Raw genomic sequence first — 26,603 nt, 5'->3', positions numbered from 1 at the left:
GAAGCTCCCTAGATCAACAAACCTATAGTACATAAGTTTATGAGCCAGGGTGCCAAACCTGGCCATGGCGGGATCCTGCCCAAGCATAAAGTGACGAAAGAAATCGCCGAAACCCGTGGCATCCTGATGGGCGAAGACTGCGTTTCACCGTCGCGCCACAGCGCGTTTTCCACGCCCATCGAACTGATGCAGTTCATCGCCCAGCTGCGCGAACTGTCTGGCGGTAAGCCGGTAGGTTTCAAGTTCTGCCTGGGCCATCCGTGGGAATTCATGGGCATCGCCAAGGCCATGTTGGAGACCGGCATCCTGCCCGACTTTATCGTGGTCGACGGCAAGGAAGGCGGTACCGGCGCCGCGCCCGTGGAGTTCACCGACCATATCGGCGTGCCGCTGCGTGAAGGCCTGTTGTTTGTACACAACACCTTGGTGGGCTTGAACCTACGCGACAAGATCAAGCTCGGCGCCAGCGGCAAGATCGTCAGCGCCTTCGACATCGCCAGCGTCCTGGCCATCGGCGCCGACTGGGCCAACTCGGCGCGCGGCTTTATGTTCGCCATCGGCTGCATCCAGTCGCAAAGCTGCCACACCAACAAATGCCCGACCGGCGTCGCCACCCAGGACCCATTGCGCCAACGCGCCCTGGTGGTGCCGGACAAAGCCCAGCGCGTGTTCAACTTCCACCGCAACACCCTCAAGGCGTTGGCAGAAATGCTCGCGGCGGCGGGCCTGGATCATCCGTCGCAGCTGTCAGCCAAGCATTTGGTGCGACGCATGTCAGCGACCGAGATCAAGTTGTTCTCGCAACTGCATGTGTTCCTCAAGCCGGGTGAATTGCTCACCGGTGAAGTGAACGGCGAGTTTTATTCACGTATGTGGCAGATGGCGCGGGCGGACAGTTTTGAGCCGCATGAGTCAGCAGTCGCCTGATGGACGCGTTCTAACCCCCCTCTGCTGAACCGGACCATCGACGGCATCGTTGAAACAAGGAGATTCACATGCCGTTAAGGTCGTGCGCGCAATTGAGACATTCAGTAATACCCAACCTTTGCAATTGCTTACAAATACCGCCAACCTGCGCCCGCCCGACGCACGGCGTACGACATCACCGCCGCCTGCCTGTCCTTAATAAACCTACTTGTTCAAGAGCCCGCTGCCATGCTGAACGGACGCGACCCGCGCATCGATTTTTTTCGGGGCCTGGCGTTGATCTTCATTTTCTGGGATCACGTCCCCCACAACCCCCTCGGTCAAATCACCTTGCGCAACATCGGCTTCAGCGATGCCGCCGAAGTGTTCGTATTCCTGGCCGGCTATGCTTCGGTGCTGGCCTACGGCAAGGTCCTGCAGCGCGAGGGTTACTGGATGGCTGGCCTGAAGATCCTGCGCCGGACCTGGGTGTTGTACGTGGTGCATATCTTTTTGCTGGCGATGCTGATGGGCATCGTGTTCTTCGCCAACAGCCATGTGGAAACCCGCGACCTCGTCGAAGAGATGGGCCTGACGCACTTCGTCACCCACCCGCAGCAGGCGCTGACCGATGAGTTGCTGCTGCGCTTCAAGCCCAACCTGATGGACCCGTTGCCGTTGTATATCGTGCTGCTGGCCGGCCTGTCGCTGGTGCTGCCGTTGTTGCTGCGCCAGACCTGGCTGGTGGTGGGCGCGTCGATGACGGTGTACCTGCTGGCGCCGTGGATGGGCTGGAACCTGCGGGCGATTGCCGACGGCGTGTGGTACTTCAACCCGGTCACCTGGCAGTTGCTGTTCGTGCTCGGCGGCGCAGCGGCGATTCATGCCAGCCGGCCACGCCCGCTGCAAAACCAGGCCTTATCCCGGCAGCCGTTATTCCTCGCCGCAGCCGCCTATGTGCTGGCCGCTGGCGTAATCACCCTGTCGTGGCGCTGGCCCGAGATCCATGACGCGTGGATGCCATCGGCCCTCAGTGACTTGCTGTACCCCATCAGCAAGACCGACCTGTCGCCGGTGCGGTTGCTGCACTTCCTGGCCCTGGCCTACGTCACCGCCAAACTGCTGCCGGGCCGCGGCTGGACGCAAAACTGGCTGGCGCAACAAACCTGCCGCATGGGCCGTTACTCTCTGGAAGTGTTCTGCCTCGGCGTGTTGCTGGCACCGTTGGCGGACATGGTCAACGCCATGGCCGGCGATGCGTTCGCCATGCAGATTTTGACCGCTCTGGCAGGCACTGCCTTGATGGCCTTGCTGGGAGCCTGGCTGGAGTTCAACAAACGCCTGAACCAATCTACAAAAATGGCCCAGGCCTGAAAAACAAAAAGCCCCGATCAAGGGGCTTTTTGTTGTCCGTCTGGCTATCAGGCCGCTGAACGCACCGCCGCGTTCGTCGGCTGCAACTTGAACACATAGAACAACACCGTCAGCAGCACCAGGAACACCGGCCCCACATACAGTGCAATGCGCGTGTCCGGGAAGTACGCCATCAAGCCCACCACCAATACCAGGAAGGCCAGTGCCAGGTACGAACTGACCGGGTACAGCCACATGCGGTACTTGAGGTTTTTCTGTTCGGCCGGGCTCAGGCTCTTACGGAACTTGAGCTGGGCCAGCAGGATCATCACCCAGGTCCAGATCGCGCCAAAGGTGGCAATGGAGGTCACCCAGACGAAGACTTTTTCCGGCACCAGGTAGTTGAGCAACACGCCCAGCAACAACGCGCCGATGGACAACAGCAGCGCCTTGCGCGGAACGCCGTTGCTGGAGGTGGTGCCGAACGCGGCCGGTGCCTGGCCGTTCTGCGCCAGGCTGTAGAGCATGCGCCCGGTGCTGAAGATGCCGCCGTTGCACGACGACAGCGCCGCTGTGATCACCACGAAGTTGATGATGCCGGCAGCGGTCTTGATGCCCAGGCGCTCAAAGGTCATCACAAACGGGCTGCCCTGGGTGCCGATTTCGTTCCATGGGTAGATCGACAGAATCACAAACAGCGCGCCGACGTAGAACAACAGAATGCGCCAGAACACCGAGCCGATGGCATTGGGAATGGTCTTCTGCGGGTTCTTCGCTTCACCGGCGGTGAGGCCGATCATCTCCACACCCAGGTAGGCGAACATCACCATTTGCAGGGACATCAGCACACCCTGCACACCATTGGGCATGAAGCCGCCGTGGGCCCACAGGTTGGAAATCCCCAACGCCACGCCATCGTTGCCAAAACCGAACGCGATGATGCCCACGCCGCCGATCACCATCGCAATGATGGTGACGATCTTGATCAACGCGAACCAGAATTCGAACTCACCGAAGGCCTTGACCGCGATCAGGTTGATGGTGCCCATGCTGATCAGGGCCGCCAGGGCCCAGATCCAGCGCGGCGTATCGGGGAACCACACGCCCATGTACACCGCCACGGCGGTGATCTCCGCCACGCAGGTCACCAGCCACAGGAACCAGTAATTCCAGCCGGTCAGAAAACCCGCCAACGGGCCGAGGTAATCCTGTGCATAGCGACTGAAGGAGCCGGCCACCGGATTGTGCACGGCCATCTCGCCAAGGGCGCGCATGATCACCAGGATGGCCAGGCCACCGATGATGTAGGAGAGCATGATGGCCGGACCGGCCATTTCGATGGCCTTGGCCGAACCGAGGAACAGGCCGACACCGATACAGGCGCCGAGCGCCATCAGGCGAATATGCCGCTCGCCCAGTTCGCGTTTGAGCGGGCCGCCCGAAGCGGTCTCGCCCTGGGGCAGGTGATTGCCGACTGGCATAGGGATACAACCTCGTCTTGTTATTGGATATGAGCCTGCGACTCCGATACCTCGCGACGGGTCTGTCATGAGGTACGGTTCCCGGTTCACTTCTTGGGTAAACCGGTCTGGCCGGGCCAGATCAGGGAGTGCAGTATAAAAAGCTCAACCCAGTGATTTTCACTCTATAAATGGCAATATTCAGCGGGAGTTCCCGTCTAAATCCGATTGCACAGTTGGAGTATCGCACAGCAATGGTGCGCCATTTCACGCAAATACACGCCTGCGCCTACCACTCCTGCGTCCACAACGGCGCGTCGAAAAACAACTTGCGCGCCATTCTCAGGTTGATCTCGCCGCGATGAATCTCCAGTGTCTGCACCGCCCGCCCGCCTTGCCCGGCCTGAATGCGGGCAAAAGCCTGAGCCTGGGCCTGTGCCTGGGTCTGTTTGCCCATGCGATGCTGCGCCGGTGTCTTGAGGTGCGCAGCGGTGAAATGATCGTCCGGTCCGGTCTGGCGCTCATAGTGAAAGTGCCCGTAGCACAAGGCCTGCCGCGTGTGCACATCCATCACCACATAGGTCTGCAACCAATCATTGGCGTTGGCGGCCAGCGCGATCCGCCCGCCTTGGCGCAAAATGCGCGCCTCACGGTGGCTGACCAGCACTTCCAGGCCCGACTGAGTGGGCGCACGCGCCTTGATGGCATTCAGGCGGGCCCGCAAACCCTGCTCCGACAAACGACTGGCCCCAGCTCGCAACTCGTCGGCCACGGTTCTGGCCCGAGCCTGTTGGGTAGCCGCCAGGGGGGCCGGCTCGGTGTGCTGCAGGCGTTGGTGGATGGCGTCGGCACACTGGCGCAACGTTTCGGCGCGCTGCTCCAGAATGTCCTGCAGCGACTGGGGCTCGTTGGCGTTGCGCGCCATTTTCAGCACTTCGGCAATTGCCTGCTCCACTGCCCCCTGCAACGCCTTGCCCTGTTCAATCAAACGGTTGAGGTTGGGCAGCGGGGCAGCGCCTTTGGGAGCAGGCTTGGTGACGGGCTCCCACACCCCATCGGCGGCGTGGGTAAACGAAGCGATCACGGTGTCCTGGTTATCCATCACCTCGGCCAGCTCGACCGGCTGTTCGTCCGTCGCCAGCGTGAGGCGGGCGACATACATGTCCTGGTTGCGGGTGCGGATGATGCTTTTGCGTACCGCACGAGGGGCGGCAGCAGGGGCCGAGGCAGCGACCGGCTCAGGGCTCGCGGTGGTCAGGGCGGCGGCCAATTGACGCTCGGTTTGCGCGTGCAGTTGAGTGAACAAGCGTTGCAATTTATCCAGGTAGCCCAGGTGGAATTTGTCTGGCTCCATCGCTCGCCAGAATTCGATGCGGTCATCGGTCAGCGCGTAGACGCGGCTGAAGCTCTCCAACAACTCGATACGCAACTGCGGGCTATGGGGCGCCAGCTCGTCCAGTTGCGCCAGGGAACTGCTGGCCCAGCGTGCGCGATGAACCGTGTCATCCAGGCTTTGGAAGAAATCATCGTCCAGACTCGGCCCTTCGGCCTTGAGCGCCACCGCCCACAGGGTCGTCACCTGCAATGACTGCAACTCCAGTACCGTCGGGCCTGTCGGCTGGTCCAACAGCAACGCGCGGACCTTGTTCTCCCCGTACTTGGGTACGCGCTTCAATTCCTGCAGGAAATCGAGTTCTCGGACGCGCAAGTCGATGGCATTTTCATTGCTGTCTGCCACCTGTCGCATACACTCACCCAAGGTGCGGTGAGCCTGTTGATTGATATCCGACAGGGCCTCCTCCGCTGTCTCGAACTGCACCTGGTCCAGCAGCGACAAGATCCTGGCATTGATAGCGGCGGTCGTATCACGGGCCAGCGACTGCAACTGCCACAGGTTACGAATCAGCCCCTCAAGCGACGTCGACAATTCAGCTTCATAGCCCGGGCGTGGCTTGAGGGCGCGCAAGTCTTTGAGGCTCTGCAACTCCAGCAATGAAGCGTCCAGCTTGTTTCGCAGCTCTTGAGCATATCGGTCGGCGGCTGTGGCGCGCTGCTGCTCGGTGATGCGCGGGTCGGCACTGGATTTCAGCTGACGAGCCACGGTCATTGCACGATTCGCCGCTTCCCGACGCTGAGTGTATTGACGGTACTCCCGCTCCAGTTGCTCGTAGCGCGACGCCGTGTCCGGCACAGCCACCGGCTTGTCAGCCTGCCCTCCCAGCAGGCGCAGGCGCAAATCCACGTCCCAGACGCGAGTGTCCAACAACCTGAGCCATGGCCCCAGCTCGCGACCATCGGCACTGATCACCCGCACACTGTTATCAGTGACCTTGACCCGGTACACATGGCCGCGCACCGGCACCTGCCACTGCGGCGGTTGTGCGGCGGCGTTGAACAACACCCCATCGAGCCGCCCGCCGACCTGCGCCCCCGGCAATCGCTCAGACAAGGGCAGTGCCCTCAGGCTCAGCCGTTCGAGCCGGGCTTGCAGGGGCGGCGTGAGGGTGTCGCGTGCATTGCTCCAGCCACTGGGCGAGCGCAAGGGCACGTCGAGCGGGCCGCGGACCACGGTCGTCGGCGCAACTCTTGGCGGTGTCGGCTCGAAGGCCGGATGTTGCAACGCCAGCGTCGATGGCCATTCGTGGGGCGACGCCCGATGCGCCAGAACCAACACCAGGTTGGTCAACAGGTCCATGACCCCTTGGGCCTGGGCTGCCGCGTCATCGCTGCTGATGGCGTGCACGTCCTGATAGACACTGTCCATCACCTGAACCATCCACCCCGCCAGCGCCACCGGCCCCCTGACAAAGGGCAAAACGCTGTTGAACAGCAACCACCCACCTTCTTTCAACGTCATCCAACGCTGCTCGGCGTTGGACACCGACTGGCGCTGCGCCAGGCTGACCAGCGCCTGAACCGTGGCGGCGAACACCTGAGGCAACGGGTCACCGCTCTCCAGGGATTTGCTCAGTTGAGCCGGCGCCGGGCGCTCGGGGGTGCTGAACTCATCGCCGGCCAGAAAGTGCCGCACATGCGGCTCCTGAAAACCGCCATTGGCATACACCGCCCGGCGCGTCGCAGGCAGCCAGGCCAGCACCAGGTCCTGCAAGGGTCCCGGTGCCTTGATCGCCTCGAACAAGGCTTGGGCGGATGAAAACTCTCGCAGGCAGGGGCTGAACAACGGTTGGTAGAGCACGTGCGGCCCCAACTCGGAACGCCGGGCGCCAATCACATACATATTCACCACCGTGTCCGGGGTGGACGTGGGCGTGGCGCTGAATGCCAACGGCCATAACGCCGCCTCAGGTTGCTGCGTCACGGCGGCCTGCACCAGGCGATACCCGGCCTCGGTCATGCCGTTCTCGGCGTTGATCTTCATCTGCACCGCCAGCAGCGGCAATTGGGCGCGCACTTGCTGGATAAACAACGCTTCGCGGCGCAACCGTTCGGCGCCATCGTCTATCAATGTGTCCTTGAGCAACTGCGGGTACGCCTGGCCAATATCCACTTCGGTCACGCAGCCCTTCAGCAACGTCGCCGTCAGCCAGGCAGGCGCGGGATTGCCCTTGAGGGTGATCGCTGATGGCAAATGAGGGAAACCACCGAGATTCTCCAGGGCCAAGTCCGTAAGGCTCAGGGTCACGTGACGCACGTCACCGCTGGCAAAGCCGCCCGGCGTCATGGCTGCGGTCACAATCCGGTAGGTCAGCTTGATGTCATCCGGCTCGACCCCGTTGGCCCTGCGCTCCTTGTGCAGGCACTGCGTCAGGGCTCGCGCGGCGAAGGTCCGAATCGGCGCGATGCCGTCAAGAAAAGTCCGCCCGCCCGCCGAAGCCTGCGCCACGACCAGAACCTCAAGCGCGCGGGCGTAGGCCAGGCTGTCTGCCGTCGACGCATGGATCAGCCACAGCGGCAGTTGGTCCTGCAGCCGTTGCTGAAACGGCGTCAGCACTGATTCGAACCAACGCATAGGGTCCGTCACATAGTCGAGCATCTGCTGGAATTGGCTGGGCGTACGCGGCACGGTGCAGTCGATGGCCAACACATCCGCCCGCTGGCGTTCGGCATAGCTGGCGGCCAGGGCGTCGAACGGATCGCCCCAAGGCTCCTGAACAAACCATTCGAGCGCCTGACCGGCCAGACGCTCGTTCAGGTAGTCGGGGATCAACGCCTCGATGTCCTCCAGGCGCGTAAGCGGCTGAACGCCCGTCGCCAGGCTGAACAGCAACAACGTACGCAACTCGGCGCCGAACAACCGATGGTCGAGGATCAACAGCGGCAGCATTTGCGCAGTCTGCAGCGTGCCCTTGGGCCGGACGTGTACGGTCCAGACCTGCAACGAAGCGCCGTGAAGGCTCCATTGCCGATCAGGACGAGTGGCACGTAATTCCGTGACTGGAAAAACCTTGGCGAATTGCTGCGCATCCATGCCCGGTGGTGGCGAGCTGTCATACAGCAACGCCAGGCAATCGTCGGACAGATAGCCCCATCGCGTCATGTTCACCGGCAGCGTCTCACGCCACCAGCCCTGCAGTCGTGCAAGCCAGGCGTCCAACAGGTCCGGCCCGAGTTGGTTGACGAGGTTTTCAATGTCCGCCAATGGCGGGCCACCCTTTACATAGACTTCGCGCTGGTGCAAGAAGACTTGATCGTAACCCTCGACATACCGCACTGGCCGTGCGCTGGTGAGGCGCAGCACGACCTCGTCCGCAAGGCGGCTGTAGCGGTGCTGGTCGGTTTGGGTTGGGGTGCCGATGGCGACCCGCTCGGCGAGAAAGTTGCAGCTGCCAAACTGTCGATCCAGCGTGGCCTGTACCTGCTCGATCGCCACCTCCCGCAGTGTTGGGGCGTCAGAAAACAGACTGACGACTTGCTTGATGTGGCCGCGACGTAATGAAGGTGTTTCCGGCATGGGGTGGGCTTCCTTATGACGGCCCCGGAGTTGGGTCCGATAAACCCTGTACGTTAAGGAAGACCGTCGCCCCGACTGTGGTAGCCGGATAGCGCCGTCCACGCCGACAATTTTCTCGGCTGCGCCAATCAGCGTCTAAGCTTCAATCAAGTCCGATCAATCTGCCGGGATGGATCAATCGACTATGGGCGCTTTATGGCAAACCGATTCGACCAAGGCTGCGGCTCCCGCCGACAGCCTGGATGAACAGCCATTGCCACGACGCCCCCGCAAGCCGTTGTATCGGTGGCGAATGGTGTGGCTGCTGCTGGTAATCGCGCTGATCGCTGCGGGTTACGCCGCCCTGCGCGAAATGCGCACGTCGCATTGGCAGGCGCAGCAACTGAGTCACCTGGCCGCGACGCTCGGCTACACGCTGGAGCCCGGCCCCAGCGATGCCATGGTCTATCCCGGTGAAGGCCCCTTCGACAAACGCCTGGGCTACAGCGACCTGGATGAATTCCTGCCGCGCCTGCTCAAGCGCAATTACCTGATTGATCGTCAGGCACGGTTCTCAGCGCCGTTGATGGCGTACACCGAGCGGGGCCTGTTCGTGCCCTATGCCGAGAAAATCCAGGCGGGCCTGTCGATCAGCGACTGCCGAGCCGAGCCGCTGTACCGCTTCACCTATCCACACCAGTCGTATCAGGACTTCGCCGCGATCCCGCCGGTGGTGGTCAACAGCCTGCTGTTCATCGAAAACCGCGACCTGCTCGACCCGGCGCAACCTGAAGCCAACCCGGCGGTGGACTGGCCGCGTTTCGCCAAGGCAGCCTGGTCACAAGTGGCCAAGCTGCTGCATTTGCCGGGGCAGACGGCGGGCGGCAGCACCCTGGCCACCCAGTTGGAAAAATACCGCCACTCGCCCGACGGCCTGACGTTGTCCGGCGGCGAGAAACTGCGCCAGATGTTTTCCGCCAGCGTGCGCGCGTATCAGGACGGCCCGCAGACCTTGCAGGCACGCCAGAACATTGTGCGCGACTACCTCAACAGCGTGCCGTTGTCCGCCGTGCCCGGCCACGGCGAAGTACATGGTATGGCCGAAGGCCTGCGGGTGTGGTACGGCGCCGACTTCAACCGCACCAACGCGCTGCTCGCCGACAACTCCGCGCAACACCTCGCGCAAAAAGGCGTGGCGCTGCGTGAGGTGTTGTCGTTGATGATCGCCCAGCGTCGGCCTTCCCATTACCTGTCCAAAGGCCACGCCGAACTGGAAACCCTGACCGACAGCCATATCCGCCTGCTGACGCAGAACAACGTCATCGAACCGGCCTTGGCGGACGCCGCCCTGGCAAGCCGGGTGAGTTATCGCGACTGGCAGCAACAGCCGACGCTGCAACCGATTGAAACCAACAAAGGCATCAGCGTCGCCCGCAGTCGCCTGGCCGCCCTGCTCAACCGCCCGCTGTACGACCTGGACCGCCTTGACCTGACCGCCACCACGACCTTGCAGGACGATCTGCAAAACCAGGCCACGGCCTACCTCAAGCACCTGGCAGATCCCGCCTTCGCCGGCCAGATCGGCCTGCTCGGCCCGCGCCTGCTGACGCCCGCCAGCACCTCGCAAGTGCGCTACAGCTTCACCCTCTATGAGATGACCGCCGACGGCGCACGGGTACGGGTACAAACTGACAACACCGACCAACCCTTCGACATCAACGAAGGCAGCAAGCTGGAACTGGGCTCCACCGCCAAGCTGCGGGTGCTCACCACCTACCTGCAAATCATCAGCGAGCTGCACGACCGTTATGCCGACCAGACCCCCGCCGCGCTGAAAACCGTCAGCGTCGACGAGCAGGATCGCCTATCGCGCTGGGCCGTAGATTACCTGGCGCAAAACAGCGACCGCAGCCTGCCGAAGATGCTCGATGCGGCGCTCAACCGGCAGTATTCGGCCAGCCCCGGCGAGCGCTTTTTTACCGGCGGCGGCCTGCATCACTTCAATAACTTTCGCAACGAAGACAACGGGCGCAACCCCACCTTGCGTGAGGCCCTGCGTGAGTCGATCAACCTGCCGTTCATTCGCCTGATGCGTGACCTGGTGCGCTACAGCACCTATCAAGGCCCCAACAACAGCGCCGAGCTGCTCAAGGATGACAACGACCCGCGTCGCCAGGAATACCTGGCCCAGTTCGCCGACCGCGAGGGCACCACTTTCCTGCTGCGGTTCTGGAAGCGCTACCGCAATAAAGACACCCAGGCCCGGCTCGACACCTTCCTCGACAGCATGCACCCCACCGCCATGCGCCTGGCGGCGGTGCACCGATACCTGCTACCGCAGGCCAATCAGGACAGTTTCAACCGATTCGTGCGCGCCCATCTGCCCACCAAAGCCCCGGAAAAACTCACCGACGAACGCTTGGCCAAGCTCTATAACGACTACGGCCCCGGCGCCTACGACCTGCCGGATCAAGGCTATATCGCCAAGGTCCATCCATTGGACCTGTGGCTGCTCGGGTACCTGCTCAACCACCCCGACGCCACCTTCACCCAGGCCGTCGCCGCCAGCGAGCACGAGCGTCAGGAAGTCTACGGTTGGCTGTTCAAAAGCCGCCACAAAAGCGCCCGCGACAGCCGCATCCGCACCATGCTGGAGATCGAAGCCTTCCTCGACATTCATCAACGCTGGCAAGCCGTCGGCTATCCCTTCGACCACTTGGTACCGTCCCTGGCCACCGCCATTGGCAGTTCGGGCGACAGGCCCGCAGCCCTCGCGGAATTGGTGGGAATCATCCTCAACGATGGCGTGCGCCAACCGACCGTGCGTATCGACAGCCTGCATTTCGCCGCTGGCACGCCTTATGACACCCGCCTGGTGAACAACCCCGACAAGGGCAAACGGGTGATGCCCAGTGAAGTCGCCAGCGCCTTGCGCTCGACCTTGTCCCAAGTGGTGGACGACGGCACCGCCAAACGCGTGGCCGGCAGTTTCAAACTGGCGGACGGCACGCCGCTGATCATGGGCGGCAAGACCGGCACCGGTGACAACCGCATAGAAGCCATCGGTGCCGGCGGGCGCCTGCTCAGTTCCAAATCGATCAACCGCACCGCCACCTTCGTGTTCTACATCGGCGAGGAGCACTTCGGCACGCTGACCGCGTTTGTGCCGGGCAGTTCGGCGCAACAGTTCACCTTCACCTCCGCACTGCCCGTACAGGTCCTCAAGGGCATGGCCCCCTGGCTGACACCTTATCTGCAACCCGGCGGGCAGACCTTGTGCCAAGTATCCACGACACAATAAACGTCACAGTAGCCGAGCAAGCCCGCTCACCACAGGGTTCTGTGTCAGCCTTTAAGCGTTGTTTAATTACGGCGCCAGGAAATCGAACACCAGATGCACCGTGCCGTAATAATCCCCGCCCCGGTAGCCGCCTTCGGGCTTGATCGCGGCGATGTCCAATTCGGCACGGCGCCCTACGCGGGCGTCATCGGCATTGACCACTTCAGTGGCGTCCAGGGTCAAGGGCACCCGGTTGAACAGCACTTGCAAGTCGATGCGGTTGCGCCCATTGAACAGGTAAGGCTCAGCCCCCAAGCGGGCTGCAACGCCGCCGTTGATATTTTTCACGTCGAAGTTCTTGCGCAGGCGACTGAGTTCAGAGGTCACCAGGTTCCAGGCGAGCAATTGGTCCTGGCCCATCCAGTCGGGCTCCGATGGCAGTACATAAGCCTCGTGGACCGGGATCGTCACCGACACATCAAAGGAATGGCGCTCCTGAATCGCTCCGGCATGTGTGCCAACCACCGTCAAGGCGGCCAGCACAGCGAGTCTTGTCAGTTGCTTGAACATCATGATCACCCGTTACGTTTTTCGAACTTCAGCGGTTTTTTGCCCTGCCCTTCAACCAATACGAAGTTGTAGCGCCGGCCCGGTTTTTTCTCGAATTTCAACTGGCGTCCCGGCAGGATGTGGTGCTTGGTAGTCGGCACGCAGTCGGTGGCATTGCTCGCCGAACAGTCATGAAACTCGTCCAGCACCACCACACTGTTACCGGCGTTGCGCAGTCGGTACTCATCCGGGGTTTCATTGATCTGGGTATCAAAGCGGGTGTCCTTGGGGCGCACGAAAAACACCGTGCCGTAGCCGGTCATCACGTTGATCCCGGCAGCCAGGTCATCCTTGTATTCGGCCTGTTCCTCAGAGCTGATCCCGAAGTTGTCGTCTTTTTCCGGCACCACGGGGATAAAGCGCAGGCGGAAATAGCGCTCCTTGTCCCGCGCGCCCATGTACAACAGCCGTGTGCCCTGGCGCCCGTTCACCGGCACGATCAAGCGCGCCGGGCTGGCCATCAGGCCATCGCGGTTGGTGGTCACGCCTTTATCGTCCACCTGCGAACCAACCGGTACCTCTTTAGAGGTGCCGTCCTCGTTGTAGACAATCTCCAGCACATTGACCTTGACGAACGCGGTGCTGGTGCCGCCGTTGAACACACGCTTGAGGTATGAGCTGCGCTCACCCTCCAGGTAGTCGTACACCACCCCGACATTGATCTGCGGCCCGGCATGGGCCGTGAGCGACAACAGGCACAACCCGATCCATAACACTGCACGCTTCATGTTTACTCCACCTCATTGATTGAATGCGGCGGGCCTGGCCCGCCGTTGTTGCGGGGCCGACCTAAATTTGTGAATCCCACATCACGGTCGCTACACCTGAGTAGGTACTGCCCGGCTGCTTGAGCATTTCGCCCATATCGTCACGCAACACTTCAAAGTGCAGGGTGCCGGGCCGGTCGTTGACGTAGAACAGCGGCTGGAACAGTTCGGTACCGCTGCCATCCAGGCGCAGCGGGCGTCTGCGCACCGCCTGGTCGCCCTGGCCGTCGATGCCGCCGGGCAGGGTCACGGCCACCTGCACCGGCACTTCATCACCAGTGCCGTTGCGCAAGCCGCAGGTGTTGCCCATGACAATCGAGCACTCCAACTGCATCTTGAAACGCGAACTGGCGGCGATCCTGAAGGTTTGATCGCGGTACAACCGGGCCGGTGTGCGGCCGCGATTGAGCCAGGCTTGCCAACCACCTTCGGGGATCAGTTCGATGCGATTGCCGCCGGGCGGGATGTCGACCCTGAGGGAGTGCTCGACACTCAAGGCAAAGTTGAACGTAATAGCGTTCTGCACGGGAATGACCACATCGCCAAAATCAAAGTCCGCGCCGGGGCCCATCGAATAGGTGAGGCTTCCTCGGTACAGCCCCGAAGACATACCCAATGGGTTAGGGGTCTTGATTTCGTAGGCGTACTCCATCTGTGCAAGGTTTATATAAGAAAGATCCTGCGCAGTTTTTCGGCTGCACGCTCCCGCACCTTCGGGCACCAGCCAAAAATAGGCAGCAGCATTAGTGCTGGCCACCAGGAAGCCGGTACTTACACATGGGCTCGGAGCGTTCGCCCATACTGACTGCCATGACTGACCCGGCCGCGCCCATGCGCTGACTCCTGGAGGACGTGGAACGTCCCATGGCGTACCGATACCGGCCATACGCATCTGGACTGTTTCGGTCTCACCGGTCATGACATGTGTGACCTGTAAGTCCCGCCAGTCGGATGGCACCTTCACCATAAACCCTTGCCGCTCATCCTCATGATTGGCCAAAACCGGCGCATTCGTTCTCGCCCGGAACTCAGGCGCCCTGAGACTGAAAATATTCAATTGCTTGCAGCGGGAGGGCATATGGTTTGCGCAGACCGTGCTCAGAGGCGTGGTGTTTTCGAATTTGTTCTGCATCGGGTTAGCTGGGTCCGGCCTGAATACCGCCGTGATTTCCCGGGTGATACCGACCGCTGATGTACTGAACAACAGCGCTGCGCCGATGCCCCCCAATTGCTTGATCCATGTGTTGCTGCGTTTCATCGTGAGTTGTCTCGTCATTGATTGATCGTGGCCGCTCTAGACCTGCGAATCCCAAATCACGGTCACCACACCTGAGTAGGTACTGCCCGGCCGATTGAGCATTTCGGCCATGTCGTCACGCAACACTTCAAAGTGCAGGGTGCCGGGCCGGTCGTTGACGTAGAACAGCGGCTGGAACAGTTCGGTACCGCTGCCATCCAGGCGCAGCGGGCGCCTGCGCACCGCCTGGTCGCCCTGGCCGTCGATGCCGCCGGGCAGGGTCACGGCCACCTGCACCGGCACTTCATCGCCGGTGCCGTTGCGCAAGCCACAGGTGTTGCCCATGACAATCGAGCACTCCAACTGCATCTTGAAACGCGAACTGGCGCCGATCTTGAAGGTTTGGTCGCGGTACAACCGGGCCGGTGTGCGGCCACGATTGAGCCAGGCTTGCCAACCGCCTTCGGGGATCAGTTCGATGCGGTTGCCGCCGGGGGGGATGTCGACTTTGAGGGCGTGTTCCACGCTCAGGACAAAGTTGAGGGCTACCGTGTCGATACTCGGGATCAGCGCATCCCCCATATCAAAGTCCATCCCCCGCCCAATGGAGTAAGACAGCGAGCCACGGTACTCACCGGCGCGCATGCTCAACGGATTGGGGGTACGCAGTTCATATACATAGTCAATGCCACTCCAACGGAAGTAAGGAATCGTCAGCGACGGCGTTCTTGCACAAGCCCCGGCCCCCTCGGGCATCAACCAGAAAAACTGGGCATAAGAGGCACCCGCCGCCAGGAAATTGGTACTCATGCAGGGGGCAGGTGCCGATTGCCACATCGATTGCCAGCTAGCCCCAGGCCGGGCCCAGGCACTCACCCCGGGTGGATAAGAAAGGTTCCAACTGCCACCGATACCGGCAATGCGTATCTGGACGACTTCCGTCTCACCTGTGCTGTGGCGCACCTCCACATCCCGCCAATCTGAAGGTAGGGTGAGCATGAACCCCTGCCGGGGATTTTCATGATTAGCTTCAATCGCCTCTTTCGTAACGAACGAAAGCCCTGGAAGCCTCAGGCTGAAAATACCCAACGCCTTGCAACGTGCAGGCATGAAGGAGACGCAGACACCCCCTTGGGGCGTTTTATTCTCAAAGCGGTTGACCATCGGGTTAGACGGATCCGGGACAAACGTCGCCCGAATCTCCTGAACCGCAGCCTGCGCCGACAAACTGAACAACAGCGCCGCGCCCATCGCCCCGATCTGTGTGATCACTGTATTGCTGCGTTTCATCGTGGTTGTCTCGTCATGGCACTCAACCGGCGGTCTGCGCGCTGAGCGTGTTTTCAGCCAGGGTGTCCGGCGTGCAACGCAGGTCGCCGATCATCAACACATCGTTTGCATTGGCGGTGGTGGCCGGGTCCAGGCGGAACTGACACAGCAGTTGGTTCTGGTAGCGCACTTCCAGCGTCGGCGCGCTGGCGCTCATTTCCATCGAGAAAAACCCGTCCGCTTCGCTCACGCCACGGCTGGCGTGATTGATCACGTGGTGGCCTCTAAGCGGCTGCCCCTGGGCATCGAGCAGGCGCCCGAGCACGCTGACGGTTTTCATCACGGTGATTTTTCGGTAGTCCACCCCGCCTTTGTTCAGGTGGTACGTGGCGCGCGCCGGCTGGATGTTGGCGGCCGGTGGATGGTTGCCTTCAAAGTCGAAGTTCACGGTGCTGCTCTTGTAGGCCGACACCGGCACAAAGTTGCGCCCAGGCCGCAGGATCGCGCCGCCGCCACTGAAGTCATCGGCGCGCAGGGCAATGCTGTCCAGGTCGGTCTCGACGTCGATGATCATGCCCGCGCCGTTGCTCTGGTATTGGCTGGTCAGCAGCATCTTGTCGGCGCCGGCAACGAAGGTGCTGTTCAGGTTCAGGCCGCCGCTGATATCACCGTTGAACGAGCTGCGCTGGACAAAGCCGTCGCCGCTGACCACATCGGTGTCGAAGCTGGCCATGCCGGACAGCCCCACCCCGTAGGTGTCGGTGATCGCCGTGGCCGAGACGCTTTGCAGTACATGACCGTTGAGGTCCTGGCGGTAGGTGACCGAGGCGTTGTTATCGCGCCCCCCTTCACGGGCGGTACGGCTGCCGATGCTGCCGGATATTTGCCGCCCATCGCTGCCCAGGGCCAGGCTCAGGCTCAGGTCGACGCCGCGATTGCGCTCGTTACCGGTGCCGGCGCTGGCGGGACGGTCGAACACCGAAAGCCGCCAGTTGGCGTCGCTGCCCATCAAGGTATCGCGACGGCTCCAGCCCAGGTCCACGCCTGCGCCCTCAGTATTGCCTTCGCTGTGGGACAGCCGCACGTTCCATGAGTTTTTGGTGTCGACATGGTGGTTCACCGAGAGCGCCGAATTGCTGGTTTGCCCCACGAAGGTATTGCGCCGCAGGCGGGTGCCGTCCGGCAGGGTTTCGTAGGTGTCGCGGGTATCGAGCCAACTGCGGTTGTGGCTGAATACCAGGTTGGTGGCGCCGAAGCTATAGAGCCCTTGCAGGTCCATGCCGGTGCCGTGTTCGCGGGTCTGGTAGACATTGGCGTAGAGACTGGTATTGCTGGCTACTGTCCAGTCCGCCGAGCCGCCATATTGCAATTGCTCGCGCACTTCACGGGCCGACAGACCGAGAATTACCCGTGGATGCACCAGGTAGTTGACGGAGGCGCCGGCGGTGATCGCGCCACTGGCCTGTTCGTCCCAGTTGCTGAACAACTTGGTTTCACGCCCGGCGAACACGTTGTAGCGCCAGCGATCATCAGCGTTGCGCCAGTTACTGGGCTTGTACACCAGCTCCTGGGTGGTGCTGACGGTCAGGCCGTCTTCCACCAGGCGCACCTCCACTTCATAGATGCCACCGGGCAAGGGGCGCGTGTCCAACGTCTGCAAGCCGGCCGACACCGCCTGAGTGTTGATCAGCAGGCCATTGCGGTAAATCTCCACGGCGGCCTGGCGGTTGGCGGTGACGTAGATCGGGTACACGCTGGCTTTGCCGCTGTTGATGGACAGGCTGTCAGAGCTGCCATACATGACACCCAGCGCCGTGTCGGGGCTGGCGCCAAAGCTGCGCAACTGCCGCGTCAGGCCATCGGAATTGGGGGTGAAATGCCCCAGGCGCAAAAACTGGCCTTCCAGTTCACGCTGGGTATACAGCTCATGGATCGCGTGGCGCAGTTGCTCTTCGTCGCCACTCTGGCGCGCCAGTTGCAGGTTGAACACCTGGGTCCAGTTACCCAGGCTGGCACTGGCCTGCAAGCCATAACGTCCGCCCAGGTCTTCGTCCTGGCCGCCGTTGAGGTTGAGCTGATTATTGATGATCAGGCCCCGGCTGCCGCCTTCGGGCTGCTGGTAGTAACGCGGCGCATCACCGGTGCGTTCGACGTTTTGGGTGATGATCGACAACTGCGAGCTTTCCAGGCTGTAGTGCATCGACACCAACTGCTGCGGGCACGATTGGGTACACGCACCCAGGGGCAGGCCCTTTTCCAGCAAGCCTTGCCAGGTATCACGGGTAGCGGCGGGCACCTTGCTGTCGCCCGACTCAGTGAACTCAAGCAGCGTCACGCGCTCATCGCGGGACAGGACAATCAGCGCCTCTCCCAGCAATTGCTGATCAAGATCGACCCGCACAGCCAGTGGCACATCAAAGAAATGGTCGACAAACCCCGCCGGCAAACCCTGGGACTGGGTGAGCAAGTTGGCGGGCGTCACGGCGATGGGTGTCGGCGCAGCCAAGGCACTCGTACAAATCACTAGCGCAAGCGCAACCGCGATGGGCGTCATCGGGAACATGAAAGCAATACTCTGAGAGCCAAGAGACAAAGTGATAAACAGGCCGGACTCCCGGTGGACAGAAGCCCGGCCTGAGCGCCAATGCCCGAGAGCGCAAGGCTCATCGGGCACTTACGCCATCAGGGAGCAGGCGTTGGCAGTACGGCGTCGAACACCAGCGCCACGGCGGAGGTGTAGGCACCGCGCTGGGTCTCCGTAGGCTTGGCGGCCGCGATGCGCAGTTGAGCCCCGACGCCTGGGGTCGAATCAGCCTCGTTCACCACTTCTTTTGGCGTGCCATCCAGCTCCACGCCGTGCAGGGTGGTAGTCAGCGGGATGTTTTGTGCAGGGGTACCGTTGAACAACACCGCCGGGCCACCTTCGATATAAGCGTGGACCGAGCCGTTGGTGTTCTTCAGGTCGTAGATGGCGGTCAACGGTGCCAGCTCACCACTCACCAGGTTGTAGCTCATGGTTTCGTCCCGACCAAAGTTGGGATCACGTGGCTGAGCATGGAACACGGTGGTCGGGATGTTGGCCTTGATGTTGACGGTGTGGTTGGCCTCGCCGGCTGCGAATGCAACCGACGAACTCAGTGCCAGAACGGCCAGGGGGGCAGCAATCACAAACTTCTTGAACATGGTGGATACCTGTTTCTTGGGTATTGGATTAACCACCACAAGTTGAACTTGACGTTAATAAACAAAATCAACCTGCAATGAGAGTCATGACTGCCCGCAAGTGGTCAGCACAACACCCAGGTATGATCCACCGATTTCAATTTCAAATATGCCAGCAACTTCCCATAACCACGTAGCCCTTACACTACGCGGCTTGCGTGAATTTTATGGCAATTTGCCAAAACTTTAAAAGTATCCGTAAGATTTGTACTACACAACTACCCGACACTAAAACAACTTGAATAGCCTGTAAGAACAGTACCACAAAGATAATAAAAACCGGCCAAGCACTGCATAAAAAACTAGAGCAGCAACTCTAATCAATAGTTATAGCGCAAACGTTAAAAGTTGCACTGCACTTGCCCCATGCACCTAGGCGAATGACCGTTGGTCGCCCAGGCATACCCAAACCATAAGATATATCTTACGTTATGTCTAAACCTGCAAAGAGAGCGCACAGAAATGAGAGACCCTCATCACCACCGAGACCACGGTGACAGCCACGACGGCTTCGAAAAACGCCCCGGCCGTGAACGCGGCGGGCGTGGCCCCCGCGTCTTCGCACCGGGCGACCTGAAACTGCTGCTGCCGGCGCTGATTGCCGACCAGCCTTGCCACGGCTACGACCTGATCCGCCAGATCGAAGCCCTGTTCGACGGCGCCTACAGCCCCAGCCCTGGAGTGATCTATCCCACCCTGACCTTTCTTGAAGAAAGCGAATTGATCACGGGCGACGCCGAGGGCGGAAAAAAACGCTACACAATCACCGACGCCGGTCGTCTCTTCATCAGCGAACAGGCGATTGCCCTTGAGGGTATCCGCATGCGCATGGATGTGAGCAAACGCTCGCTGCGCGGCCATGACCGCCCGCCGCAAATCCATGAGGCGGTGCATAACCTGCGCCACGCTCTGCATTCGCACCACGGGCGCTGGAGCCCGGAAGAAATCCAGCGTGTCGCCGCGTTGCTCAACAGCACCGCCCAAGCCATTGCCGACGGGAAAGCCCAATGAATACGCAAGTCATCCATCGCGTTAGCCACGAAATCAAATTGCGCCGCCTCGACGTACTGCGCGTGGTCGACATCACGCCGCGCATGCGCCGCGTCACCGTGGGCGGCCCGGAGCTGGCAGGCTTTATCAGCCTGGGCAGTGACGATCACATCAAGCTGCTGTTCCCGCAGACCGCCGCCGAACGGGATGCCCTGGAAAGCCCGACGTTCAGCCTCAAGGGCGACGGCCCGCAACCACCCATGCGCGACTACACGCCGCGCCGCTATGACCTGGGCATCGGCGAACTGGACATCGACTTCGTGCTGCACGGTGATGGCCCTGCGTCGACCTGGGCCGCACAAGCCGCAGTCGGTCAGCGCCTGTACATCGGCGGGCCGCGCGGCTCGATGATCGTGCCGGATATCTTCGACAGCTACCTGCTGATCGGCGACGAAACCGCGCTGCCGGCCATCGGTCGCCGCCTGGAAGAACTGCCGGCGGGCCGCAAGGTCTTGGCGGTGATCGAGATCGAAAATGCCGCGGAGCAGCAAACGCTGCGCAGTGCTGCCGATGTGGACGTGATATGGGTGGTGCGCGGCCAGGACACCCTGCTGGAAGTGGTGCAGAACCTGACGCTGCCCGGTGGCACGCTGTACAGCTTTGTCGCCACCGAAACCAAGCTGTCGCGCCAGGTACGCCGGGTGCTGCTGGACACCCACAAGGTCAATGAAGAGTTCCTCAAGGCCGTCGGTTACTGGCGCGCCGAAGGCAGTGAAGAAGATTGAATCAAGTAGGGGGCTTGATGACTTTATCCAGCCCCACCACTGCCACCGCAATCGCCACAAACCCCGCCAGAATCCCTCCGGCATTCACGAACACCTGTGGATAACCGAGGGTGCCGACGTCAATGAACGGGTACTGATACTGCCCGAGCAAATCCCCGCGCAGCAGCGCATAAGCGAAATACACCAGCGGGTACAGCACCCAGGCGCCGATATGCTTGAAGCGCAACGTACCCTTGGGCACACACCGCAACCAGTAGATAAAAAACAGCACCGGCATCACGTCGTGGAGCAGTTCGTCGGCGATGAACTGAAAGCCTTCGGGCTGCCATAAATGCCGCAGCAACAGGCTGTACGCCAACCCCACCACCAGGATGCTCACAGCGATCCCACTGCTGATCGCCGGCCTGAGAAAAAACCGCTTCGCCGCTGAATCCGATTGGACCAGGGCATGACTCAATACCACCACCGCCAAGGTGTTGGTGAGCACCGTGAAGAAACTGAAAAAGTTGATCAGCCCGCCCAGCAGGCTGGCGCCGGCTTCCCAGCGCGAATAGAAAATCAGGTACTGCTGAGTCGCCAACCCCATCCAACCGGCCAGTGCCGCTGCCGCTATAAACCGCTTCATGGGTTCAATCCAGCGGGCGTTTGGTGCGCATCAGCTTGACGTACAACCCTTCGACTTTTTCCCGCGCCCACGGCGTTTTGCGCAGGAACGTCAGGCTCGACTTGATGCTCGGGTCGCTCTTGAAACACCGCACATCAATGCGCTCGGCGAGGCCTTCCCATTCGTAGTGTTCCACCAGGGTAGTGAGGACGTGCTGCAGGGTGACGCCGTGAAGGGGGTCGTTGCTTGTCGCGGTCATGCCGGGCCTATGAAAAAAGTAATCACGAAGGCGCACACCTTATCACCCCGCCCACCCACTGATAAAAAGTTCCCGTGGATCACGAAAAAGAGATGTTATATTGTAACCATAACTTTCAAATCTTTTCGTCGTTTTGCCAAGGAATGTCCGATGTCCCTCTCTTCCCTGTGGCGCTTGACCCCGCTTGCCGCCGCCCTGCTGATCTGCTCCGAAGCCCACGCCCTGGAACTGCAACCCCAAGTCATCACCGGCAACCCGCTGGGCAGCGAGCAGCTCGCCTCACCGACCACCGTGCTGGAAGGCGACGACCTGACCCTGCAACAAAAAGGCAGCCTTGGCGAAACCCTGAACAAGCAGCCGGGCGTGTCGTCTTCGTACTTTGGCCCAGGCGCCAGCCGGCCGATCATTCGTGGCCAGGACGGCGACCGCATTCGCATCCTGCGCAACGGCGTGGGCGCGCTGGATGCCTCGTCGCTGTCTTATGACCATGCGGTGCCGCTGGACCCGGTCAACGTCGAACGCATTGAAATCGTGCGTGGCCCGGCCGCGTTGCTATATGGCGGCAGCGCCATCGGCGGCGTGGTCAACACCTTCGACAACCGCATCCCCACCGAGGCCATCGAAGGCATTCACGGTGCCGGTGAATTGCGCTACGGCGGCGCCGACACCACCCGCAGCAGCGCGGGCAAACTGGAAGCCGGCAACGGTACGTTTGCCTTGCACCTGGACGCCAATGCGCGGGAATTCAACGACCTGAAAATCCCAGGCCAGGCCCGCAGCCGCCACGCACCGGACAGCGAAGACGGCCCCGGCAAGAACGGGCGCCTGGGCAACAGCGACGGGCGCCAGGACGGCGGCGCGGTGGGCGGTTCCTACACCTGGGATGACGGTTATGCCGGGCTGTCCTACAGCAGCTACGACAGTAACTACGGCTCGCCTGCCGAACAGGCAGTGCGCATCCGCATGAAGCAGGATCACTACGCCTTTGCGTCCGAGATCCGCAACCTGCAAGGCCCGTTCACCTCGGTGAAACTCGACACGGGCTACACCGACTACGAGCACCGCGAAATCGAAGGCGGCGAAACCGGCACGATCTTCAAGAACAAGGGCTATGAAGCCCGCGTGGAAGCGCGTCACCAGCCCATCGGCCCGTTCAACGGCGTGGTGGGCGCCCAGGTAACCCGCAACGAATTTTCGGCCCTCGGTGAAGAAGCCTTCGTGCCGCAGACCGATACCAACGCCGGCGCGCTGTTTATCCTTGAAGAAATGCAGGCCACCGAGCGCCTCAAGCTCAGCCTCGGCGGGCGCCTGGAACACACCAGCGTCGACCCGGACGCCAAGGGCAACGCACGTTTTGCCGGTGCCGACACATCCAACGACTTCACCGCCGGCAGCCTGTCGTCGGGCGCGGTGTATACGCTGACGCCGATCTGGTCCCTGGCCGCGACCCTGGGCTACACCGAGCGCGCGCCGACCTTCTACGAGCTGTATGCCAACGGCGCCCACGTCGCCACCGGCACCTATGAACTGGGCGACGCCAACCTGAAGAAAGAAAAAGCCGTGTCCAGCGACCTGGCCCTGCGCTTTGACAATGGCACCCACAAAGGCAGCTTCGGCGTGTTCTACAGCCGCTTCTCCAATTACATCGGCCTGCTGGGCACCGGTCGTACGCTGAACGATGACGGTGAAGAAGACGCGGGTGGCATTCCCGAGTACGAATATTCCGGCGTGCGTGCACGCTTCGCCGGCTTTGAGGCACAGGATCACATCAAGCTCGGCGAAGGCGCCTACGGCAAATTCGCCCTGGAGTTGTCGGGCGACTACACCCGCGCCACCAACCTGGATACCGGCGAAGCCTTGCCGCGCATTGCGCCGCTGCGCTTGAACAGCGGCCTGCTGTGGGAACTTGACCGCTGGCAGGCGCGCATCGACGTGGAACACGCAGCGGGCCAGGGCCGAGTACCGGATAACGAAAGCGGCACCGATGGCTACACCACTTTGGGCGCGAGCGCGGGTTACCACTTCAACATGGGCGGCAGCCAGTGGCTGGCATTTGTGAACGGTGAAAACCTGACCAACCAGACCGTGCGCTATGCCAGTTCGATCCTGCGCGATGTGGCGCCCGCCCCGGGCAGGAGCGTGCAAGTGGGCCTGCGCACCAGCTTCTAAAAACACTGGAAATCTCCTGTGGGAGGAGGCTTGCCCCCTCCCACATTCATTTTTGCAGCGACACTTCGTCACTGTTACCAAATCTGAAATGATGCATCTTGCGATTCAGGCTTTCTCTAAAGGCCTCCGCGCTTTATCCTTCGCAACAACCTGAAACGTTTCATCTCCCGGTCGACCCCATCTTGCTGAATATTCCTAGCCATCAAGACAGCGCTGTCTTACACCGAGCTGCGCCCAAGGATAAATCGCCGGCCTGTGGATAACCCTCCCGATCCTCAGAAAAACCGAATTAACGCTGAACCAAGCCTGTGCCGAATCGTCATTTACAGTGAGTGAAGCACGGGGTTACACAATTATTCCAACGTCACGGAGAAACACACTATGAGCACTGATGGTGCTTCAAGCCCAAGCCGCCTGCTGCCCAGGTTGCTAGGCGTCTTGCTGCTGATCATGGGCCTGGCCCTGCTGGCCGGCGGTATCAAGCTGACAATGCTCGGCGGGTCGCTGTACTACCTGCTGGCCGGTATCGGCATCGCCCTCACCGGCGTCCTGCTGCTGGCGACCCGCCGTGCGGCGCTGGGTCTGTACGCGCTGGTGCTGTTCGCCAGTACCGTGTGGGCATTGTGGGAAGTCGGCCTGGACTGGTGGCAGTTGGTGCCACGCCTGGCGCTGCTGTTCGCCCTGGGCATCGTCATGTTGCTGCCGTGGTTTCGTCGTCCGTTGCTGCGTGGCCAACCTGCCCCGCTGGGCACTGGAGCGCTGAGCGTGGCCGTGGTGCTGGCCGGCGCTGCCGCCCTCGCCAGCCAGTTCACCAACCCTGGTGAAATCAAAGGCCAACTGGACCGCGACGCGGTGCCGGGCATGGCCAATGCTGCGCCGTCCCAGGCTGATGGCGACTGGAATTCCTACGGTCGTTCGTCCTTCGGTGACCGTTACTCGCCGCTGGCGCAGATCACCCCGGAGAATGCCCACAAGCTGGTGCCGGCGTGGACCTACCGCACCGGCGACATCCCTGGCCCGAACGATCCAGGCGAGACCACCGCGGAAAACACCCCGCTGAAAGTCAACGGCATGCTCTACGTGTGCACCCCGCACAGCCAGGTGATTGCCCTGGACCCGGACACCGGCAAGGAAATCTGGCGTTTCGATCCGAAGATCAGCAGCCAGGGCGCTGAGAACTTCAAGGGTTGGGCGCACATGACCTGCCGTGGCGTGTCGTATCACGATGACGCCGCCTACGCGTCCGAGCAGAGCCCGACCGGCAGCGCCAGCCCGGCCGCCGCGCCGAATGCCTGCCCTAAACGCATCTTCGTGCCGACCGCCGACACCCGCCTGATCGCCCTGAACGCCGACACCGGCAAGATGTGCGAAGACTTCGGCGACAAAGGCCAGGTCGACCTGCGTGCCAATATCGGCAGCTTCGCCCCAGGCGGTTACTACTCCACCTCGCCACCGGCCGTGACCAAGAACCTGGTTGTGATCGGTGGTCACGTGACCGATAACGTCTCCACCGACGAGCCAAGCGGCGTGATCCGCGCGTTCGACGTGCACACCGGCAAGCTGGTGTGGAACTGGGACAGCGGCAACCCGGACGACACCACCCCGTTGGCCGAAGGCAAGACCTACACCCGCAACTCGCCGAACATGTGGTCCATGTTCGCCGTGGATGAAAAACTCGGCATGCTCTACCTGCCGATGGGCAACCAGATGCCCGACCAATACGGCGGCGACCGTACCGACGATTCCGAGAAATATTCCGCCGGCCTGACCGCCCTGGACATCGACAGCGGCCACGTGAAGTGGACCTTCCAGTTCACTCACCATGACCTCTGGGACATGGACGTGGGCGGGCAGCCGTCGCTGATCGACATCAAGACCGACGCCGGCGTGAAGCAGGCCGTCATGGCATCGACCAAGCAAGGCAGCATCTACGTGCTGGACCGTGCAACCGGCCAACCGGTGGTGCCGGTCCATGAAGTGGCCGTGCCGCAAGGCGCAGTCGCGGGCGACCGTACCTCCCCTACCCAGCCGAAGTCCGAGCTGAACTTCATGCCGCCGCCGCTCAAAGAGCGCGACATGTGGGGCGTGACGCCGTTCGACCAACTGCTGTGCCGCATCGATTTCAAATCCCTGCGCTACGACGGCGCGTTCACCCCGCCATCGCTGCAAGGCTCGATCGTTTACCCAGGTAACTTCGGTGTGTTCGACTGGGGTGGTATTTCCGTCGACCCGGTACGCCAGATCGCCTTCGTGAACCCTAGCTACATGGCGTTCAAGTCCAAGCTGATCCCAGCCGCCGACATCGCCAAGCAAGGCCCTCGCGTCAGCGAAACCGAAGGCGTACAGCCGAACAAAGGCGCGCCGTACGGTGTGATCCTCGAAGCCATGCTGTCGCCAATGGGCCTGCCGTGCCAGGCACCGGCGTGGGGTTATGTGGCGGCGGTCGACCTGACCACCCACAAAACCATCTGGATGCACAAGAACGGCACCGTGCGTGACAGCTCGCCGGTTCCGATCCCGCTGAGCATGGGCGTGCCTAGCCTGGGCGGCACCTTCACCACTGCCGGTGGCGTGTCCTTCCTGAGCGGCACCCTCGACCAGTACCTGCGTGCCTACGACGTGAAAAACGGCAAGCAACTGTGGGAAGGCCGCCTGCCAGCCGGCGCGCAAACCACACCGATGACCTACACCGGCAAGGACGGCAAGCAGTACGTGCTGGTCGTGGCGGGTGGTCATGGTTCCCTGGGTACCAAGCAGGGTGACTATGTGATGGCGTTTAAACTGCCGGATTAAGCTTTATCG

16 protein-coding genes and 1 pseudogene are annotated in these 26,603 nt (G+C 61.5%); 7 read left to right on the top strand and 10 right to left on the bottom strand.

What is annotated here, in order from left to right:
* Nucleotides 1-39: 39 nt before the first annotated feature.
* Together DNK50_RS09135 and DNK50_RS09130 are read left to right on the top strand one after the other, a co-directional pair.
* Nucleotides 40-927: pseudogene (locus DNK50_RS09135) on the top strand (glutamate synthase-related protein); the annotation flags it as partial.
* Nucleotides 928-1,155: 228 nt separating this feature from the next.
* Entirely contained in the window at nt 1,156-2,280 is a 1,125-nt protein-coding gene (locus DNK50_RS09130) for an OpgC family protein (protein ID WP_099583519.1), read from the top strand.
* A gap of 47 nt (nt 2,281-2,327) precedes the next feature.
* Here DNK50_RS09130 and DNK50_RS09125 read toward each other — a convergent pair whose 3' ends face one another.
* Both DNK50_RS09125 and DNK50_RS09120 read right to left on the bottom strand, forming a co-directional pair.
* Entirely contained in the window at nt 2,328-3,740 is a 1,413-nt protein-coding gene (locus tag DNK50_RS09125; RefSeq protein ID WP_099583520.1) for an amino acid permease, read from the bottom strand.
* 268 nt (nt 3,741-4,008) lie between these two features.
* On the bottom strand, nt 4,009-8,631 hold the full coding sequence (locus tag DNK50_RS09120) for a hypothetical protein (protein ID WP_112193665.1): 4,623 nt from the start codon (nt 8,629-8,631) through the stop codon (nt 4,009-4,011).
* Nucleotides 8,632-8,815: 184 nt separating this feature from the next.
* Between DNK50_RS09120 and DNK50_RS09115 the strand changes: the two genes are divergently transcribed.
* Entirely contained in the window at nt 8,816-11,911 is a 3,096-nt protein-coding gene (locus DNK50_RS09115; RefSeq protein WP_112193663.1) for a transglycosylase domain-containing protein, read from the top strand.
* 66 nt (nt 11,912-11,977) lie between these two features.
* Here the strand turns inward: DNK50_RS09115 and DNK50_RS09110 are convergent, their stop codons facing one another.
* The 6 genes from DNK50_RS09110 to DNK50_RS09085 form a co-directional block, all read right to left on the bottom strand.
* Nucleotides 11,978-12,460, bottom strand: a complete 483-nt coding sequence (locus DNK50_RS09110; RefSeq protein ID WP_099583549.1) for a CS1 type fimbrial major subunit — start codon at nt 12,458-12,460, stop codon at nt 11,978-11,980.
* A gap of 5 nt (nt 12,461-12,465) precedes the next feature.
* Nucleotides 12,466-13,227, bottom strand: a complete 762-nt coding sequence (locus DNK50_RS09105; RefSeq protein ID WP_112193662.1) for a molecular chaperone — start codon at nt 13,225-13,227, stop codon at nt 12,466-12,468.
* A gap of 61 nt (nt 13,228-13,288) precedes the next feature.
* A complete protein-coding gene (locus DNK50_RS09100) occupies nt 13,289-14,524 on the bottom strand; it encodes a hypothetical protein (protein ID WP_112193660.1) in 1,236 nt (411 codons plus the stop codon).
* Between the two features lie 36 nt (nt 14,525-14,560).
* Nucleotides 14,561-15,313, bottom strand: a complete 753-nt coding sequence (locus tag DNK50_RS29445) for a hypothetical protein (RefSeq protein WP_371929479.1) — start codon at nt 15,311-15,313, stop codon at nt 14,561-14,563.
* Nucleotides 15,314-15,815: 502 nt separating this feature from the next.
* Nucleotides 15,816-18,335, bottom strand: a complete 2,520-nt coding sequence (locus DNK50_RS09090) for a CS1-pili formation C-terminal domain-containing protein (RefSeq protein WP_112193656.1) — start codon at nt 18,333-18,335, stop codon at nt 15,816-15,818.
* A gap of 119 nt (nt 18,336-18,454) precedes the next feature.
* Nucleotides 18,455-18,955, bottom strand: a complete 501-nt coding sequence (locus DNK50_RS09085) for a CS1 type fimbrial major subunit (protein WP_099583527.1) — start codon at nt 18,953-18,955, stop codon at nt 18,455-18,457.
* Between the two features lie 501 nt (nt 18,956-19,456).
* On the opposite strand from DNK50_RS09085, the gene DNK50_RS09080 reads away from it, so the two are divergent.
* Nucleotides 19,457-20,005, top strand: coding sequence for a PadR family transcriptional regulator (locus tag DNK50_RS09080; protein WP_112193654.1), 549 nt, complete (start codon nt 19,457-19,459; stop codon nt 20,003-20,005).
* A complete protein-coding gene (locus DNK50_RS09075; RefSeq protein ID WP_112193652.1) occupies nt 20,002-20,769 on the top strand; it encodes a siderophore-interacting protein in 768 nt (255 codons plus the stop codon). The genes DNK50_RS09080 and DNK50_RS09075 overlap by 4 nt, the downstream gene beginning before the upstream one ends.
* Before the next feature lies 1 nt (nt 20,770).
* Here DNK50_RS09075 and DNK50_RS09070 read toward each other — a convergent pair whose 3' ends face one another.
* Nucleotides 20,771-21,394 (bottom strand): Pr6Pr family membrane protein, encoded by a 624-nt coding sequence (locus DNK50_RS09070; RefSeq protein WP_099583530.1) that lies wholly within the window; start codon nt 21,392-21,394, stop codon nt 20,771-20,773.
* 4 nt (nt 21,395-21,398) lie between these two features.
* Nucleotides 21,399-21,632: a VF530 family DNA-binding protein gene (locus DNK50_RS09065; protein WP_016977534.1), complete on the bottom strand. Its 234-nt coding sequence runs from the start codon at nt 21,630-21,632 to the stop codon at nt 21,399-21,401.
* Nucleotides 21,633-21,782: 150 nt separating this feature from the next.
* Between DNK50_RS09065 and DNK50_RS09060 the strand changes: the two genes are divergently transcribed.
* Both DNK50_RS09060 and DNK50_RS09055 read left to right on the top strand, forming a co-directional pair.
* A complete protein-coding gene (locus DNK50_RS09060) occupies nt 21,783-23,801 on the top strand; it encodes a TonB-dependent receptor (protein ID WP_112193650.1) in 2,019 nt (672 codons plus the stop codon).
* A gap of 381 nt (nt 23,802-24,182) precedes the next feature.
* A complete protein-coding gene (locus tag DNK50_RS09055; RefSeq protein ID WP_099583532.1) occupies nt 24,183-26,594 on the top strand; it encodes a glucose/quinate/shikimate family membrane-bound PQQ-dependent dehydrogenase in 2,412 nt (803 codons plus the stop codon).
* The last annotated feature ends 9 nt before the right edge of the window (nt 26,595-26,603 follow it).

Source organism: Pseudomonas sp. LG1E9 (genome assembly GCF_003290225.1).
Lineage (GTDB): Bacteria > Pseudomonadota > Gammaproteobacteria > Pseudomonadales > Pseudomonadaceae > Aquipseudomonas > Aquipseudomonas cyclaminis.
This window is presented reverse-complemented; position numbering and strand designations above follow the sequence as displayed.